Here is a 17,240-nt window from a genome sequence, read left to right on the forward strand (position 1 = left end):
TGTCTCCTCCTTATAATCGACGATGGTCTTCTAAGCCGGAATGTCCCCGTACAATCGGATCTTCTTTCGTGCCACGAGGTTTTTCATCATGATCGTTGAACGGTTTGGCGTCGAATGCAATCCCGTCTGCCTTTTCCCCTTTATCATGGTCGAGCTCACTGTCTTTTTTATACATATTCGGATAGCGCTCGTACGAATGCTTATCGACGTAAAGCAACAGTTTGCCGTCGTCGATGGCTGAATAGTATTCCTCCGCCTCGGCATCGCTCAAGCCCATGTTGCGCAGCTCATCGCGAATTCGGTCGCTGCCGTGCAGGAACGCTTTGACGCGGTCTAACCAATTGACATCTCGAATCCCAGCCTCGGCGTTCACATCGGTGTGATAGCGCAATGCGGAAATTTCCCCGTCCCGCTTGGCTACAACGTGCATGTTCTTCTCTGCTTCCCCGGCTTTTGTGAGTTCGTTCACTTTGTCCATCACTTCTTGCTCGCTATGAAATAACCCAATCATTTTACGGTCTGACATGGTCTGCCCCCTTTATCATCTCGTCGTTCGATTAAATTGACGTCACGCTATTAGTAATTTCCGTTCTGACGAATGTTCAAACAAAAAACGCCATCTCACCTGGAGACTGGCGTCATTAATAATAAATTGTCATCGTATCGTTCCCGAGATGGCAACGCGTGCTCTTCCAGACAAACTCGATGAGTGTCCACAGCGCCATGAAGCCGCTGATCGCTAACAACATGATCGCATAGAGTGGCGTCAATTGAATTATAAACGACCAGCCGAGAGTGAACAGGAGCGGTTGGATCAAGATCACGAAGCCGACATATACGAGAATGATGAGCAGTGCGAACAAGATGCGCCGTCTGATCGTCTGAAAGTGGTGACGGAAGCGCGTCAGTAAACCGAAGACGGCACCGGTCAGTAAGACCGGCAGCACGAAGGCCAAGTAATCGAGCGGATACGAGGTCGTCGGTGCACTGAACAGCCGCAGACTGAACAAGTCGTCCATGACGAGCAACAGGTTGGCGTAAGCGAACGCGAGCACCATGCCGAGTAGCCAGCCGAACTGGTTCCAAATGCGGCGAGACGATTTGATCGCCTCGATCTTTGTGTAGGCGAGAAACGAGACGTCACGCTTTTCGATGTCTTGGAGTTCGAGCTGCGTCTCGTTCAACCGCTCGACGGCCCAGTCGAACTCACGGTTCGCTTGCACCTTCTCATGCATTTTAAGTTCGCCCGACTGCTCGATGATCGAACGGTAACGGCGACGATACTCGTCGTTCGTTTTTGGTTTTTCAATCAAGAACATCGCATAGGCGCGTGGGTCTTGACTCGTCAGGCCGTCGAGGGATTGACCGCTTCTTTCTGCTTGTTGAATATACCCGGCCAAGCTGTTGAGCAAGCGCTCCGCTGTTGACTTGTCGTCTAACAGTTCAGACAGATGCGTTCGCACTTGTTCGTAAAATTGCTGTACGGTCGGGTCGTTCGATACATGTGGGTTCAGGACAATTCCTCTCTTCTATATAAAATGGTCATACAGGCGGTTCGTCGTTATGGGAAAGTTTGAGCGATTCAAAGTCGCCTTGTTCGATGCTGCGAATCAAGATTTCACTTCCGCCCATGTTTGTGGCGAGCGGGATCGAGTAGACGTCACAGAGGCGCATCAATGCACTCACGTCCGGCTCGTGTGGTTGGGCGGTCAACGGGTCGCGGAAGAAGATGATCATATCCATCTCTCCACGGGCGACCGAGGCGCCGATTTCTTGGTCACCACCGAGCGGTCCCGACTTAAAGCAATGGACCGGAAGTCCCGTCGCTTCAGCGACGCGTTTTCCGGTCGTTCCCGTCGCAAACAAATGATGTTTCTCTAATATGTGAGAATAAGCTTTGACGAGTACGATTAAATCATCTTTTTTCTTATCATGGGCAATCAGGGCGATGTTCATCTTGACTCCTCCTTAAAAAGACTTCTTCTTAATTCGTATCATATTTGAACTAGAAAGACACGTCTTGTTTATTAAGGTAAAATTTTCCTAGAAAATCATTTTTCCAGTTAATATTTATTTCGGGATAAAAATTGTCTATGTTTAGGGAGATGAAAATGTTGGTATTTATACAGAGAGTCACATAAATAATAATCATTTCAAAAGAGATTGGAGGAAGATGTCGGATGAACGATACAACGTACAATTTCAACACGTTCATGTCTTGGTTACCAGAGCTCTTGCTTGCACTTCTTGTCCTTGTCGTCGGTTTTATTTTGGCAAAAGTTTTGGAAAACGTGACACGTAAAGCGCTGCGTAAAGCACGCCTCGACGATCGTGTTGGTGTCAAACAAGAAGGGGAGCCTGATAAACCCGGAAGAGAAGAAAAGCGGTGGACACCTGAACGAATCATCGCGAAAGTCGTCTTCTTTGGAGTATTACTTCTCGCATTCTTAATCATCTTTGAATTTATGAACGTGCCAGCGATCACGCAGCCGTTTAGTCAAATCTATGAAGGCTTCTCAGGTTTAATTACCGGAGTCGTCAAAGCAGGTCTCATTCTACTCGTCGCCTGGATTATCGCGACGCTCTTGAAAAAAGCGATTCAAATGGCGGGTCATCGCCTCAACTTGAGCAAGTTGATGGAGAAGACAGGTCAGGAGTCGACAAGTGTCAACCAGACGAAATGGGTCGACACGGTCGCAAACATCGTCTTCTACTTGGTGTTGTTGCTAGCACTTCCTGCCGTCCTTGACGCGCTCGGTCTCCGAGGCATCAGTGGACCGTTTGAAGACTTGTTGAACAGCTTCCTCGCCTTCATTCCGAAACTCGTCGCAGCGGCACTCATCTTTGCGATCGGTTATATCGTCGCGAAAATTGTCCGCGATATTTTGACGAAGTTCTTGGAAGCGGCAGGACTCAACAAGTTTGCCGAGAAACTTCACTTGGCAGATTACGTGAAAGGGTCAAGCCTGGCGAAAGCGGTCGGTACGGTCGTCTTCATCTTGATCATGATCCCGGTCACAATCTCAGCACTTGAGGCACTCGACATTCGAGGCATCTCAGACCCTGCCATCTCCATGTTGAACAATGTCTTGGCCATGATCCCGAACATCATCGTCGCAATCGTCTTGATTCTCGCTGGTGTGTTCGTTGCCAAATGGCTCAAAGGGGTGGTCGTATCACTTCTTGAGAATTTGGGCGTCAACTCGCTCGCAAGCAAGATGGGTCTCGGTGGACGTTCGACATCATCGACGTCGATTGCTCAAGTAATCGGTACGATCGTTCAAATCATCATCATCTTGTTGTTCGTGTCGGAAGCCCTGCAAGTCGCTAACCTCGACTTCATGGCCTCGCTCGCAACTGCAATCTTTGCTTACTTGCCGATGGTCATTGCAGCCATCATCGTCTTGGCGGTCGGTTTCTGGCTCGCCAATATGGCAGAGCGTCTCGTCGGCAGCGTGCTCGTCGATGCGTCAGGTCAACCGAGCGTACTACGCCACGTCGCGAAGTATGCGATTCTCGGGATCGCCTTCTTCATGGCCATCAGTCAGCTCGGCATCGCACCGATGATCGTCAATACGGCGTTCCTGCTTATCCTCGGTGCTGTCGCCCTTGCGTTCGGCCTTGCCTTCGGTCTCGGTGGACGTGAAACAGCAGCTCGCTACTTGAAAAAAGCTGAGAAGAGCATCGACGAGACGGAAGTATCAAAAGAGGGTCTCGAACAAGAGAAAGCACAAATGAATCAAGAAGCCGAAGCTGCGAAGCGACAGGCGAAGCAAGGTATCGATCAGTCGAAACGTGAAGCGGATCAAACGAACCAAGAGTTGAAACGTGAAACGAATCGGACAACGGATGTGACGAACGTGGACGGTCCAGAACCGAACCCGTTCCATGAAAACATCACGCCAGAAGATAACCGTTCACCCGACGACAACGAAGGTCCACGTCGTCCATAATCAGTGAACTGAGCGAGTCTCTCTAGTGAGAGGCTCGTTTTTTGTGTTGTGAAAAAGGGTGATTTTTGGTCGATAAACAGAATGAGAGAAGTCGGTGAAGAATAGGAGGGGTCAAAGTGTTTGAACGCTTTCAAAATACGTTAATTATGAATTATATCATCGGTTCAGGGATCGCGGTGTTCGGTGTCGGGGGTCTGTTCATCTTCCAAACGCTCGAACTGTCCCGTGCTGAAGTGATATCTTTATTTGCCATCATGGCGGTGTCAGGTGTGGTCATGATCAGTCTCGAATTACTGATATATCGGCGTCACATCCGGCCGATTCGGAATGTCTTTCGAAGTGAGGCGCCTAGTTACGAAGCGCTTCAACAGGCGTTCGATCAGACGAGTCACTTTCCGACGTTGACGGTGAAGCGCATACTAGGACCTCATTTATTTGGTCTTTCAGTGCCGGCCATGAGCTTGACCGCATTGGCGATTCAACAAGACTGGATCAATTTGCCGTACCGTTTGATTGGAATGGCGGCTTTTGGGGCGGTATTGATCGCGATTTTACATGCGCTCATCGAGTTCTTTTTGACGTATCGGTCGGTCGAGCCGTTGTTGCTTCATTTACAAGATCAAAGTGAGCAACTGTACGATACACCGCTCCAGGCGTCGTACCAGTCAATTAGCGTCCGGACGAAGCTTTTGATCAGTATGCTCGTCATCGGGGTGTTTCCGGTCATGTTGTTCATTCTCGCTTCGGGCGTCCAACTGTCGACCGTCGAGCAAGTCGACGCATATTGGCGTTGGGCCGGGTTGATCTTGGTCGTGATCGTCGGTGTCGCGACGTTCAGTAGCCTGCTCCTATACGACAACATCAAACGTCCGCTTGCCACGTTGACACAAGGGATCGAACAGCTCGATGCCGGCGAGCTGAAACCGATCGACAACCCGTACGCTGATGAGTTTTCGCAGCTGGTGAACGGGTTCAATCAGATGGTGAAGAACGTCAATGAACGTGAAGAAGAAAACGATCAACTGCTGAACAGCTTGTTCGTCTTGTTCGCGGCTACGCTCGACGCCCGTGATTCCTACACGGCCGGCCATTCGGAACGGGTTGCCGCCTATTCTGTCGAACTGGCATGTGCGTTAGGTTGGCCGCAGGCGCAGATTGAGCTACTCCGAAAATCGGCGTTGCTTCATGATATCGGGAAGATTGGGATTCGTGACGACGTTTTGTTGAAAGAAGGAAAGCTGACAGACCACGAGTTCGCCCAAATTCAAGAGCATCCGACAATCGGGATTCATATTTTGAATCAGATCACGTTGCCGGTCTCACTTCAGCCGCTCATGGCGGGTGTACGGTCACACCATGAACGAATCGACGGGAACGGCTATCCAGACGGATTGTCCGGTGAAGCTATCCCGCTCTTCGGCCGTATCATGGCGATCGCTGACGCCTACGACGCGATGACGTCAGACCGTCCGTATCGGCAAGGGATGCAAGTCGAGAAGGCGCTGTCGATTTTAGAGAGCGGGCGTGGCACCCAATGGGACGCGGCGTTCGTCGATGTGTTCGTTCAGCTGCGCCGTGAGGCGTTGTCCGCCTAAACGATAACAGGGCTGTCTCCGCGGAGACAGACCTGTTTGTCAGATGAACGTTTCGACGACGTACACCCCGAGGATGCCGCCGAGCACGACGAGCATCAAGTTGACGCGCAGCAAGGCGAGCATCGTGGCGAAGACGCCTCCGGCCAAGGCTGACGACAGGCTGCTCGTCGAATAGAGGATACCCGGGAAAATCAAGCTCGCGAGCACGGCATACGGCGTGAACAACAAGAAGCGCTTCAAGAGCGGCGGTAACTTCAAGTCGCGCAGCCAAAGGAGCGGCACGAGCCGCGGGACGTACGTGACGAGCGCCATAGCGAGGACGAGCAGGAACAGACTGATCATGTTACGCCCTCCTGTTCATAAAGCAGGGCGCCGACCCCGGCGGCGACGATTGTCGCGATGATGATACTCAAACCCGATGATAGCGGAATGAACGGGGCGACACCCCAATAGAGCACGACTTGGGTCACGACGGCAAGCGCCGCGACGACGATGACCGGTTTTCGCGTAAGCGATGGGACGAGCAATCCGATGAACATGGCGTACAAGGCGATGCCCATGCTCGCCTGGACTGACTGGGGGAGACCGAAAGCGAGAAATACGCCGATCCATGTCCCGACGTTCCAAGCGAAAAAGGCGATCAAGTTCAAACCGAGGACAAAATGGCCACGTGTCGCTTCGTTCCGAGTCGAGGCGACACTGAACGTCTCATCGGTCACCCCGAACGCGATGGCAGCCAGGAAACGGTTCGAGGTTGTTTCGATCCGTTGCGACAGCGAGGCCGACATGAGGAAATGGCGCAAGTTCAAAATGAACGTCGTCAAGACGATCTCCCAATACATCGAACCGGCCATGATCAATTGAATACCGATGAATTGGCTCGCACCGGCAAAGATAAATAACGACATGGCCAACGTGATGACGTTTGGCATGTCGAACGATTTGGCGAGGAGACCAAACGCGATCGCGATCGGAATATAACCGACCGCGACCGGGATACCGGCGCGCATCCCGGAGCGGAACGCGTCTTGGTTGGATAAGGGAGTAGCTTGCTGGATCGGGGTCGCCATCGGCTCTCCTCCTTTCAAAATAGGTGATGTCCATTCATTCGAGACGAAGGAATGGTTTCCTGCTCAAACGATTAAAAAATAGGGTATAGATAGGCGATAAGGAGAGTGAACATATGAGTCGAGCCGAAGAATTTATCGCATCGTACCACCGAATTGAAGATTATTTGAGCCGCGAGATGGGAGACGGACAACATTTTAGCTTCAGCAACATGGTCAACCGTCTCGCCAAGCATAATCCGATCATCGAGCGGTATAAAGAAGATTTGCACCAAATGAGTCAGCTACGCAATGCGATTGTCCACGAACGACGAGAGCCTGATTTCATTATCGCCGAACCGCACGACTCGATCGTCGAGTTGATGCTCGAAGTGGAGCGGGAGCTGTTGCACCCGCGTCAAGTCATCCCGCTGTTTCGTAAACTCGTGACGACGTTTAATGCCGATGACGCGTTAGTCGAGGTGCTCGGTGAGATTCGGGATAAAAACTATTCCCAGTTCCCGGTCTATAACACTGACGGCTCGTGGCGTGGTTTATTGACAAAAAAAGGAGTGACCAGCTGGCTCGCCGAGACAATCGACGGCCCGCACGTGTCACTCGAGGGCGTTCAAGTTAAAGACGTACTTCATCACGATCCGCACCTTCGTCGTTACCGTTTCGTTGCGAAGGAGACGTCTGTCATCGAGGCGCATCAACATTTCATCAACATGAAAGACGGTGTGCGCCTCGACGCGCTCTTGATCACCGAGACCGGGGAAGAGAGTGAACCGCTTCTCGGTATCATCCGACCGCAAGATATTTTATACGTGATCGGTTGAGGCCATGTGCTCGATCGCGACCTCGTATTGGGTGACGGTATTTCCGAGGACGACGGGCTTCACTTCAGACGTGCCGTCGTCCCGTTTTTTATGGGCGTGTTTATAGGCACCGCTGTCGCGCCAGTTTTCAAAGCTCGCAGCGTCGCGCCACGTCGTCATGATCACGACTTGATCTTTCGTTTCGTCAGACGTATCGGTCAACACTTGCATGCGGATAAATCCGTCCATCGTCTCGATTCCTTTTGTCGTTTGGAACCGGGCTTTGACCGCATCGACTTTCCCTTTTTCAACATCTAGTTTGTTCATCACAATCCACATCGAGATGTCCTCCTCTGCAAATTCGTACACGTCTAGTATACATGGGGCACCTCGCTTCCTAGCGACTAGATGCTCGGACTTAGTGTTTGGCCCACCAGTCTTCGAACGTCCAGTTGTTTTGCTTCATCGTCGTCGCTTCCTTCACACCGACGTAGCGGAGATGCCACGGCTCATAGTTGTAGCCGGTGATCTTTTCTTTCCCTTTTGGATAGCGAACGATGTAACCATAGCGGTGCGCGTTCTGGATCATCCATTTGCCTTCAGGTGTCTGATCGAACGAGGCGTATAGTCCCATCCGCATCTGTTGACTCGTCATATCGACGGCAAGCCCGGTTTGGTGCTCACTGTGGCCGGGACGAGCGACATACATCGAGGCATAGGCCGTGCCGCGAGCGTTGACCCAATAATTGTAGAGTGATTTTTGCGTGGCGTAGGACCGGTACGCGCTCAATGCGTAAAGCGTGTGTCCTTGTTTTCGGCCGTCATAGTAGAGACGAGCGAGCGCGTGCGCCGCCTCGGCAGCCATGAGCGTCCGTTCGCTTCCTTTCGCATAGACGGTCGGGATGGTGAGCGTGACGAGTTGACTGGACCGATAGGACGCGGACAGGCCATGTTGCTTGTTGACGAGCCGCAACCGCTCCGTTGACGTGAGTTTCGGGATACCGGCCTTTAGATTGCTCGATGGTGTGAAGTAGCGGGTGCTCCCGATGTAGACGTTCGACCAGCTTCGATTGTACGTTGTGTAACGGACGGGTGTGTTTGTGAGGAGTGTCTTGGCGACCGGTGACGATTGCATGGCCCGCCAGTATAGTTTCGTCGTCTTGATCGTGTAGCCGGGCTGAGGCGACGGGGTGGCGGCATAAGTAGACGAGGCGGTGAAGACGAGTACGAGGATGAGCAGCAGGCGGATGAGTTTCATTAGGACGACCCCCTTATGCATGGATAGTTTTCCTTTCCCTTTTTTTGAAATGATGAAAAGACGAGTGATTAGGGAATACTCAAACGACAGTCTCCGTCTCGTGACCCGATAGATGTACTGCCCCAGCCCGATGTGCCGGGGGGCTTAAACGAAGTAAACTGATTGTATAGAGAAGAACTGTGCAACAGAAGAGAGGAGTGGACGCATATGGAACTTATTTTTGGCTTACCGTTGTTATTGCTCGTCCTATTCTTTGCCTTTTTGTATTTCAATATCAAAGGGTTATCGAATATGTGGAAAGACTACAACCGAACGAAATCGATGATCCCGCTCGGTTTTTTCATCATCGCGATCCTCGGAATCTTTACCGGGGTTTGGACGTGGCTCGTCATTTTGATCTACTACGCCGTTCGTCCGAAAGAGTGACTTGACACCGTGTGCGAAAGCGCATGGTGTTTTTGGTATACTGGGGACGAGGTGTTGTCATGGAGAAGTTGATCAAGGCGTGGTTCATCATCACGCTCATCACATTTATGTTATTCAAGCTCGGTGAAACGATGACGGCCGCCTATACGGAGCCAGCGGGCGAAGGAAACCCGTACGTGCTCGTCTTGTTGGTTGGCTGGCCGTTCGTCTTGTTGTTCATTTGGATCACCGTCCGGCTCGCCAGGAGAACGGTCGCGTCGGTGAACGGTCTCGCGCGGGTCGGTCTCTTCGCCGGGAGCATATTGATGGCGGGGATCGGTCTATACGTGAACTTCGGGCAGGCAAGTTCGTTGCGGGACGGGATACGAGCTTCTGAAAATGCGGCGTACGCATCGGGTTGGAACCAGTTCACGAACATCATTTACGCGAATCAACTGACGTTTTTCGTGCTGACAGTCAGCTGTATGGCGCTCGGCATCGTCGTCTCATTCGTAACTTCAACTAAAGACGAGGAACAGCTCAAGTAGCCGTTCCTCGTCTTTTTAGGTCAGTTTGCTTTGGTAGAGGCGGGCGTAACGGTCGGCGGCGATGATGGCGTCGGCCACATCTTCAGGCGACACGTCGAAACCGCTATGAATCGTTTCCCCTTCAGCGGTCGCTGCTTGACCGACTTTCAAGATATCTTCTCGTGACGCGTCTTTTAGTTTCACGTCTTCGAGTGTGACCGGCAAATCGAGCGCCATGTAAAGGGCGACGTACCGTTCGAACTCGGCTTGCGTCCGTCCTTCAAGCGCGAGCTGGACGAGTGTCCCGAACGCGACTTTCTCACCGTGCGTCAAATGATGGATCTCCCCGTCTAAGGCGGTAAAGCCATTATGGATGGCATGGGCTGCCGCCAATCCACCGCTCTCGAAACCGAGACCGCTCAATAGCGTGTTCGCTTCAACGACATCTTCAAGCGCCGGCGTGACGACTTTTGCTTTTACCGATTCATAGGCCGGAATCCCATAATCGAACAACACTTCTTCACAGCGCTTGGCGATCGCTTCGGCGGCGATCGTCGGGACGCCGCCTGCCATCGTCTTGCCACCGAACGCGAGGACACTCCGGACCTCGACCCACGTCGCGAGCGCGTCGGCGATCCCTGAGGCGAGGAAGCGGGCCGGGGCCTCGGCGATCAGTTTCGTGTCAACGAGGACCAAATCGGGATTCTTCTTATAAAACCGGTAGCTCTCAAAATTACCTTCATCCGTATAGATGACCGAGAGGGCACTCGTCGGGGCGTCAGTCGAGGCGATGGTCGGCACGATGACGATGCGGGCATTAAGCGCATCGGCGACGGCTTTGGCCGTGTCGAGCGTTTTCCCGCCGCCCATGCCGATGACGAACGCCGTCTCGTTTGCTTCTGCCGCCTTGGCGATCCGTTCGATCTCGTGGCGTGACGCCTCCCCGACAAAGTCGGCTTTCTCGGCGTTCACACCGCTCGACGTCAACGAGGCGGTCACCCGTTCCCCGATCAAGCTCCAGACGATATCGTCAGCGATGAGAAGTGCCTGTGAACCGAAATGCCCGACATACTCTCCGATCCGGTCAATCGTATTCTTGCCTTGCACATACTTTGCGGGACTGATGAAAACGCGTTCTGACATATTCAACATCCTTTCTCAAATGAATGTGGCGATAGGACAACATGTGTCTGTTCCCGATTTAAGGCGTGTTTCAAACGAACAATCATGTGACATCTCAGCGAAGCGAGGTCACATGTTCGTCCACATTCCACCGAGTACTACGAGGACGACAATCAAAGCGGCGACAGCGAGAAATCCCCATTCAAGTATCGATTTGGTCACGATGGTTCCCTCCTGATGACTGATAATCCGAGTATAACGAGTTCAGACGCCGTTCCTGTTTCAAAAAAATGACCAGGTCAAAAAAAGAGTGACGTCTCGTCGTGTCGAGCGTTCGATGGTTTGAATCGAACCACAACGGGAACATTTAATTCGTATGCTTATTTCAGAAGGAGGAAATCACATGTCTAAACACGTACTGATCGTCACGACATCTGCCAATAAATTAGAGAACGGCCACGAAACAGGGTTATGGCTCGGGGAGTTCGCTGAACCGTACCTTTTGTTCGAGAAACAAGGCTACAAAGTAACGATTGCTAGTATCGAAGGTGGAGACGTGCCAATCGATGCGAACAGTCTAGAAGACGGATTACCGGAAGAAATCTTAAATACGAAAACCTTGTTGAAAGATACGGTCCGTCTTGATCAAGTAGCGGATGAGACATATGATGCTGTCTTCCTTCCAGGCGGACACGGGACAGTCGTCGACTTCCCAGGAAGCGAGACGTTACAGCGTGTCGTTCGAGACGTATACGAGAGCGGCAATATCGTTGCAGCTGTCTGTCACGGCCCGATCGGCCTCGTCAACGTCAAGTTGAGCAACGGCGAACCACTCGTGAAAGGTAAGCGCGTGACTGGATTCACGGATGCTGAAGAAGTCGAGATGCAACTCGATTCAGCTGTACCGTTCTTGTTAGAGACGGCACTTCGTGAGAAGGGCGGAGATTTTGATAAAGCCGACAATTGGGCTGTCAACGTCGCCGTCGATGATCGCCTTGTCACGGGACAAAACCCGCAGTCTTCTGAGCAAGTCGCGGAAGAAATCGTGAAAATTTTAGGATAATGATGCGAACGACCTAGGTCTTGACCTAGGTTGTTCTTTTTTTTGGACATATGTCCTTTTCAAGCATTTTATTCTCGCGTACAGTCAGACGAGGAGAATAGGAGGTAAGTATGGGAATCATTTTTGCAGTACTCTCGGGCACGTTCATCGCGTTACAAGGCATCTTTAACGCAAAGCTTGGTTACGCAGTCGGGGCCTGGTTGTCCGTCACGATCGTCCACTTTGTCGGACTCATACTCGCTTTGGGCATTTATGCGTTCAAACGTGATGCAGACATGACGGCGTTCCGGCGTGTGCCATGGTATTACAGTTTAGGTGGGTTGTTTGGCGTCTTCGTCGTCTTTGGAGAGCTGACGGCCATCCAGCGACTCGGTGTGACGTGGGCAATCTGCGTGTTGCTCGTCGCCCAATTGATCGGGGCGTTCCTTATCGATTTGAACGGTTGGTTCGGGGTGAAGAAGAAGCCTGTCAATCAAGGTCAGATCATGGGACTCGCCTTGATGGTTGTCGGTATCGGGATTTACACATTCACGTGAGGAGGGGTGACATGGGGGTTGAAGCTGCGTTAACACGCCTTAACTGGCACCATCTTTTTTCAACGGAGACACTCGCGGCGTCGTCGATCGTGACATTTCCAACCGGTGCGATGTTGTGTGCGAACGATCAAACGATTGAGTCGTTGTTCGTCGTTTTAGAGGGACGCGTCAAAATTTATACGTTGAGCGAGGAAGGGAAACTGAGACTCTTGCGGTTGAAGACGGCGCCGTCTTTGATTGGCGATATTGAGTACGCCAGCGGCCGGGACGTCCTGCATACGGTCGAAGCTGTAGGGGCGGTCACGTGTCTGCGCATCCCGTTTGAAGCGCTGCGGACGCATAACCGGACGATCGAGTTCACGGAACATCTTCTCCGCGGGGTGTCGGAAAAGTTATTTATTGAGGCGAACGCCTCCTCGAATCATCTGATGTCGACGCTTGAAGAGCGGTTAGCAGGCTATCTCGTCTCACTCAGTGCGTCAGGAAATGAGTTGTTCCAACAAGAGATGAGTCAGTTGAAACGGAAGGAAGTCGCCGAATGGCTCGGGACGAGCTATCGCCACTTGAATCGGACGCTGCAAGCGTTCGCGGACGAGGGACTCGTCGAACGGAGTCGGACGAAAGTGACGATTCTCGATGCGAAACGATTAAACGAACGTGCCAATGGCATGGTGTATGAATAAGGAGGCAGTTCATGTTAGTAGGAATCATTTGTTCAGCGGTGGCTGGCGCGTTCATCAGTGTACAAGCGGCAGTCAATGCCAAAATGAACGTGTATTTAGGAGCTTGGGCGACGACCGTGCTCGTCTTTATCGTCGGATTCATCGGCTCGCTCGTCCCGCTTGCACTTTTCGGCGGAAACATCCGCGGCGTGTTCGACATTTCACCGATTTATGCGCTCGGTGGTTTGCTCGGTGTCGGTGTCGTATTTTGTGTGATGCGCAGCATCCAAATGCTCGGCCCGACATTATCCGTCTCGATCATTCTCGTGTCCCAGTTGATTTGGGCACTCGGCGTCGATCTCTTCGGGGCGTTCGGTATGCCGCGGTTATCACTGTCACCAGGCCAAATCATCGGGTTGATGATCTTGCTACTAGGCGTGATTGTATTCAAACAAGCTCAGGCGGCAGCAATCGAACATCAAGCGACGGAACAGGCTACTTCACAATGAAGTGGCTTTTTTTGTGAGCAAAACGGGTACAGGTGGATAATGAATCTCTGATATGATGAGATGGAGTAGTACGAAATATACGTAGAGGTGATGAAACAAGTGGATTCTTCCATAGTAATTGATTTAATGATCGTCATATTTTTGATCGTGTTGAACGGGGTGTTCGCGATGACTGAGATCGCGCTCATCTCGTCGAAACCGGCAAAACTTGAAGTTGAGGCGAATCGAGGCAAACGCAGCGCCAAGATTGCGCTCAGACATTCAAAAGACCCGACAGACCTGTTGTCGACCGTCCAAGTCGGGATCACATTGATCGGGATCATCAACGGGGCTTACGGGGGCGCGCGTTTTTCAACACCGCTCGCTGAACTATTTGCACAGCTCGGAATGAGCGCGCAGTACGCGCCGACGGTCGGTTATGTCGTCGTCGTCACGATCATCACGTATTTGTCGCTCATCATCGGAGAACTTGTCCCGAAACGGATTGCGCTCGTGTCACCTGAACGGGTGACGATGTCGATCATTCCGGCGCTTGACCTGTTCAGCAAAGTCATGCGCCCGTTCATTTGGATCTTATCGAAATCGACACTGTTCTTGTTCAAATTGCTCGGCTTGAAAGCAGAGCAGTCGAGTGGGGAGACCGAGCTCGAAATTAAACAGTTGTTGTTCGAAGGGGCGCAGCAAGGGGCGTTCGCCCATGAAGAAGTGCAACAAGTCGAGCGCGTCTTCGCTTTCCACGACCAGTTGATTTATGAACTGATGCAGCCGCGGACGATGCTCGAATGGGTCGACCTCGAGGATGACATGGACGATATTAAAAAATCGATTTATGAGAGTAAACACAACAAACTTCCAGTCGGACGCGATTCGCTCGACGAGTTCGTCGGCTACATCGATGTCCGTGATATTTTAACGCTCGCGACGTTGCGTGAGCCGTCACAAATTTTAAAACGCATTAAGCAGCCGCTCATCGTGCCAAAGCAACGCGAGGCCAGCCAAGTGCTGCAGATGATGCAAAAGAACGGCGTCGAGATCGCGTTCGTGCTCGATGAATACGGTGGTTTCCTCGGTATGGTCACGTTGTTCGACATACTAGAAGAGATCGTCGGAGAAGTGATGATTGAAGAAGAGACGCCGGAAGTGGTCCGCCGCGCGGACGGGACATACTTGGCGGATGGCTTGCTCGGGATTGAAGATTTGAAACGGACGTTCGGGATTCGAGATAATCGTTTCGATGAGGGCCGTAATTCGTACCACACGCTCGCAGGGCTCGTTATTTACTCGCTCGGTGACTTCCCGAAACGCGGAGACATCGTCGAGGCGTACGGGTTACGTTTCGAAGTCGTCGATATGGACGGGAAACGTGTCGACCAAGTTCTCGTGTCGATGTTGTCAGAAACGCCAAACGAAGACTGATGCCTTAGGGCGTCAGTCTTCGTTTTTTTGTGTGTTCCATATTTCGAACGCTGCGCGCATGAGGACGCGGGCGGTGTTTAGCATGGCCCGTTCGTCCACATCAAAGCGAGGATGGTGATGAGGGAAGACGGCGCCGACTTCAGGATTGCCGGCCCCGGCGAAAAAGAAGCTGCCGGGAACATGTTGCATGTAGTAGGCGAAATCTTCTCCGACCATGAGCGGAGACATCTCGATGACGCCGGCTTCACCGACGACGCGAGCTGCACTTTGGCGAACATGCTCCGTCTCGGCGTAATGATTGATGACGGGAGGATAGCCGCGGATATATTCGAGCTCATACGTCGCCTCGCTCGCCGCGCAGACGTGGGAAATGGTGCGCTCCATCTCTGTGATGATCCGTTCTTGTGTTTCTAGCGTGAACGTTCGGACTGTCCCCGATAACTTCGCTTCGTCAGCAATCACGTTGAACGCCTGGCCCGCGGTGAACGTGCCGACGCTTAAGACGGCCGGTTCGAGCGGATCGGTGCGACGGCTGATGACTTGTTGCAACTGACCGACGACGTTCGCACCGACCATGACGGCATCGACCGTATGTTGCGGAATCGCGCCGTGGCCGCCTTTCCCTTTGATCGTCAGCTCGAAGCGGTCGGCTGCGGCCATGATCGGACCTGCTTTTACTCCGATCGTGCCGTACGGGAGCGGCGTCCAGATGTGAGCGCCGAAGATGTAGTCGACGCCGTCCAAGCAGCCGTCTTCGATCATCGGTTCGGCTCCTCCGGGCGCGAGTTCTTCCGCAAACTGATGGATGAGAACGACGTCTCCCGGCAGGTCGGTCTCACTCAAGGCTTTGGCGAGCACGAGCAGTGTCGCCGTATGGGCGTCATGGCCGCACGCATGCATCGAACCGTTCACTTTTGAGCGGTACGGCACGTCTTTCAAGTCTTGGATCGGCAAAGCGTCAAAGTCGGCCCGGAAGGCGATGGTTGGTCCGTTGCCGCCTCGAATGCGTCCGACGACGCCGTTGCCGCCGACGCTTTCGCGGACTTCGAGGCCGAGCTTGCGCAAATAAGTGGCGATCGTTTTTGGTGTCTCCTGTTCTTCAAACGACAGTTCGGGATATTGGTGAAAATGGCGTCGAAGCGACACCATCTCGTCGTACAGTTCCGCCAATCGTGAATCGAGGTCAGTCACAAGCATGATTTGCACTCCTGTCAGTTGATCATTTTTGGTTGAAGAAAGGCCCATACGTCATGTGAATCCAGATCGTCAAGAATTGGACGATGTAATAACTTTTGTGCTTCGTCAGCCGTTACCCATCTGGCGTCACTATGTTCCTCGGAGAGGGTGACGGTTGTCACGATCGGGTGAGCCAAGTACGTCATGATGACGACTTGGCGATTCGGGTCGGTCAAAAACGTCGTAGCGTACAACAATTGTTGGACCGCGACACACAAACCGGACTCTTCGAATACTTCTCGTTCAAGGGCATGTTCGAGCGTCTCGCCAAAGTCAAGTTTACCGCCGACGAGCTCCCATGTGCCGGGATTGACCTCGTCATCGGCTGCCCGTTTGATGATGAGGAGGTGGTCGTCTTGCACAATTACCGCTTTCACGGCAACAACGATGGTAGGAACGGACATTGTGACACTCCTTTGCATGAATTCGTGAGGGAACCCACAGTAGATATGAACCATTTTCTACATATTACCTAAGTTATGCTTATGGTATACGACGAAAGGGAATTAATACAGAAGTAAATCATGAAATGAGGTGTTGAAATGGGTTGGATTATCGCAATTGGTATCATCGCCGTCTTGGCGGTCATCTATTTTTCGATGTACAACGGACTTGTCAAATATCGAAACTGGGTCGACGAGTCGTGGGCACAGATCGACGTTCAGCTGAAACGCCGCTACGACTTGATCCCGAACTTGGTCGAGACGGTGAAAGGGTATGCGAAGCATGAACAAGAGACGCTCACGAAAGTCGTCGAGCTACGAAACCAGCTTGGCTCGAAGACGAGCCGTCAAGAACAGATGGAAGTGAACGATCAACTGAGCGGTGCGCTCAAAAACTTGTTCGCGCTGCGCGAGGCGTATCCAGACTTGAAAGCGAACGAGAACTTTATGATGCTTCAAGAAGAGTTGACGCAGACAGAGAACAAAGTCGCTTACTCGCGACAGCTGTATAACAACACGGTCATGAAATACAATACGAAAATCGAATCGGTCCCGACGAACATCATCGCTTCCGTCCATAAGTTCGAAAAACGCGACATGCTCGAGGCGCGCGAAGAAGAACGCGAGAACGTTCGCGTCTCATTCTAATGG

General features: G+C 52.2%; 21 protein-coding genes. 11 read left to right on the forward strand and 10 right to left on the reverse strand.

Features of this window, described 5'->3' with window-relative positions; translation table 11 throughout:
* Window positions 1-10 precede the first annotated feature (10 nt).
* From EVJ21_RS11105 to EVJ21_RS11115, 3 genes are all read right to left on the reverse strand, one after another.
* On the reverse strand, window positions 11-526 hold the full coding sequence (locus EVJ21_RS11105) for a YflT domain-containing protein (RefSeq protein ID WP_131490544.1): 516 nt from the start codon (window positions 524-526) through the stop codon (window positions 11-13).
* Between the two features lie 115 nt (window positions 527-641).
* On the reverse strand, window positions 642-1,463 hold the full coding sequence (locus EVJ21_RS11110; protein WP_016507933.1) for a hypothetical protein: 822 nt from the start codon (window positions 1,461-1,463) through the stop codon (window positions 642-644).
* A gap of 79 nt (window positions 1,464-1,542) precedes the next feature.
* On the reverse strand, window positions 1,543-1,956 hold the full coding sequence (locus tag EVJ21_RS11115; protein WP_071398760.1) for a methylglyoxal synthase: 414 nt from the start codon (window positions 1,954-1,956) through the stop codon (window positions 1,543-1,545).
* Between the two features lie 224 nt (window positions 1,957-2,180).
* Here EVJ21_RS11115 and EVJ21_RS11120 point away from each other — a divergent pair, with 224 nt between their 5' ends.
* The gene (locus tag EVJ21_RS11120; protein WP_131490547.1) at window positions 2,181-3,953 is read left to right on the forward strand and encodes a mechanosensitive ion channel; all 1,773 of its coding nucleotides are present in this window, start codon (window positions 2,181-2,183) and stop codon (window positions 3,951-3,953) included.
* Window positions 3,954-4,069: 116 nt separating this feature from the next.
* Window positions 4,070-5,548, forward strand: a complete 1,479-nt coding sequence (locus EVJ21_RS11125) for an HD domain-containing phosphohydrolase (protein WP_131465826.1) — start codon at window positions 4,070-4,072, stop codon at window positions 5,546-5,548.
* A gap of 39 nt (window positions 5,549-5,587) precedes the next feature.
* Here the strand turns inward: EVJ21_RS11125 and EVJ21_RS11130 are convergent, their stop codons facing one another.
* The gene (locus EVJ21_RS11130; protein WP_070328058.1) at window positions 5,588-5,890 is read right to left on the reverse strand and encodes an AzlD domain-containing protein; all 303 of its coding nucleotides are present in this window, start codon (window positions 5,888-5,890) and stop codon (window positions 5,588-5,590) included.
* Entirely contained in the window at window positions 5,887-6,618 is a 732-nt protein-coding gene (locus EVJ21_RS11135) for an AzlC family ABC transporter permease (RefSeq protein WP_131457852.1), read from the reverse strand. The genes EVJ21_RS11130 and EVJ21_RS11135 overlap by 4 nt, the downstream gene beginning before the upstream one ends.
* A gap of 113 nt (window positions 6,619-6,731) precedes the next feature.
* On the opposite strand from EVJ21_RS11135, the gene EVJ21_RS11140 reads away from it, so the two are divergent.
* The gene (locus EVJ21_RS11140) at window positions 6,732-7,433 is read left to right on the forward strand and encodes a CBS domain-containing protein (RefSeq protein WP_131457851.1); all 702 of its coding nucleotides are present in this window, start codon (window positions 6,732-6,734) and stop codon (window positions 7,431-7,433) included.
* Here EVJ21_RS11140 and EVJ21_RS11145 read toward each other — a convergent pair.
* Together EVJ21_RS11145 and EVJ21_RS11150 are read right to left on the reverse strand one after the other, a co-directional pair.
* Window positions 7,416-7,751: an antibiotic biosynthesis monooxygenase gene (locus EVJ21_RS11145; RefSeq protein WP_070328061.1), complete on the reverse strand. Its 336-nt coding sequence runs from the start codon at window positions 7,749-7,751 to the stop codon at window positions 7,416-7,418. The genes EVJ21_RS11140 and EVJ21_RS11145 overlap by 18 nt on opposite strands.
* Window positions 7,752-7,830: 79 nt before the next feature.
* The gene (locus EVJ21_RS11150) at window positions 7,831-8,670 is read right to left on the reverse strand and encodes a M15 family metallopeptidase (protein WP_131465828.1); all 840 of its coding nucleotides are present in this window, start codon (window positions 8,668-8,670) and stop codon (window positions 7,831-7,833) included.
* 207 nt (window positions 8,671-8,877) lie between these two features.
* Here EVJ21_RS11150 and EVJ21_RS11155 point away from each other — a divergent pair, with 207 nt between their 5' ends.
* Complete coding sequence (locus EVJ21_RS11155) at window positions 8,878-9,096, forward strand: hypothetical protein (protein ID WP_016507949.1); 219 nt, start codon at window positions 8,878-8,880, stop codon at window positions 9,094-9,096.
* A gap of 59 nt (window positions 9,097-9,155) precedes the next feature.
* Window positions 9,156-9,623, forward strand: a complete 468-nt coding sequence (locus EVJ21_RS11160; RefSeq protein WP_070328063.1) for a hypothetical protein — start codon at window positions 9,156-9,158, stop codon at window positions 9,621-9,623.
* Between the two features lie 15 nt (window positions 9,624-9,638).
* On the opposite strand, the gene EVJ21_RS11165 is transcribed toward EVJ21_RS11160, so the two are convergent.
* Window positions 9,639-10,745 (reverse strand): glycerol dehydrogenase, encoded by a 1,107-nt coding sequence (locus EVJ21_RS11165; protein WP_070328064.1) that lies wholly within the window; start codon window positions 10,743-10,745, stop codon window positions 9,639-9,641.
* Between the two features lie 382 nt (window positions 10,746-11,127).
* Between EVJ21_RS11165 and EVJ21_RS11170 the strand changes: the two genes are divergently transcribed.
* From EVJ21_RS11170 to EVJ21_RS11190, 5 genes are all read left to right on the forward strand, one after another.
* A complete protein-coding gene (locus EVJ21_RS11170) occupies window positions 11,128-11,787 on the forward strand; it encodes a type 1 glutamine amidotransferase domain-containing protein (RefSeq protein ID WP_071398770.1) in 660 nt (219 codons plus the stop codon).
* Between the two features lie 110 nt (window positions 11,788-11,897).
* Window positions 11,898-12,323 (forward strand): DMT family transporter, encoded by a 426-nt coding sequence (locus tag EVJ21_RS11175; RefSeq protein ID WP_070328066.1) that lies wholly within the window; start codon window positions 11,898-11,900, stop codon window positions 12,321-12,323.
* 11 nt (window positions 12,324-12,334) lie between these two features.
* Window positions 12,335-13,006: a Crp/Fnr family transcriptional regulator gene (locus tag EVJ21_RS11180; protein ID WP_083274036.1), complete on the forward strand. Its 672-nt coding sequence runs from the start codon at window positions 12,335-12,337 to the stop codon at window positions 13,004-13,006.
* Between the two features lie 11 nt (window positions 13,007-13,017).
* Window positions 13,018-13,494 carry a DMT family transporter gene (locus EVJ21_RS11185; protein ID WP_131490548.1) on the forward strand — a complete coding sequence of 159 codons (477 nt, stop codon included), beginning with the start codon at window positions 13,018-13,020 and terminating at the stop codon, window positions 13,492-13,494.
* 90 nt (window positions 13,495-13,584) lie between these two features.
* Window positions 13,585-14,910, forward strand: a complete 1,326-nt coding sequence (locus EVJ21_RS11190) for a hemolysin family protein (protein WP_131490549.1) — start codon at window positions 13,585-13,587, stop codon at window positions 14,908-14,910.
* Between the two features lie 12 nt (window positions 14,911-14,922).
* On the opposite strand, the gene EVJ21_RS11195 is transcribed toward EVJ21_RS11190, so the two are convergent.
* Window positions 14,923-16,107: a M20 metallopeptidase family protein gene (locus tag EVJ21_RS11195; protein ID WP_131490550.1), complete on the reverse strand. Its 1,185-nt coding sequence runs from the start codon at window positions 16,105-16,107 to the stop codon at window positions 14,923-14,925.
* Window positions 16,108-16,121: 14 nt separating this feature from the next.
* Window positions 16,122-16,550 (reverse strand): NUDIX hydrolase, encoded by a 429-nt coding sequence (locus tag EVJ21_RS11200; RefSeq protein WP_131490551.1) that lies wholly within the window; start codon window positions 16,548-16,550, stop codon window positions 16,122-16,124.
* Window positions 16,551-16,688: 138 nt separating this feature from the next.
* Here EVJ21_RS11200 and EVJ21_RS11205 point away from each other — a divergent pair, with 138 nt between their 5' ends.
* Window positions 16,689-17,237 carry a LemA family protein gene (locus tag EVJ21_RS11205; protein ID WP_131470230.1) on the forward strand — a complete coding sequence of 183 codons (549 nt, stop codon included), beginning with the start codon at window positions 16,689-16,691 and terminating at the stop codon, window positions 17,235-17,237.
* Window positions 17,238-17,240 lie beyond the last annotated feature (3 nt).

It is taken from the genome of Exiguobacterium sp. SH0S2, assembly GCF_004337185.1.
Classification (GTDB): Bacteria; Bacillota; Bacilli; order Exiguobacteriales; family Exiguobacteriaceae; genus Exiguobacterium; species Exiguobacterium aurantiacum_A.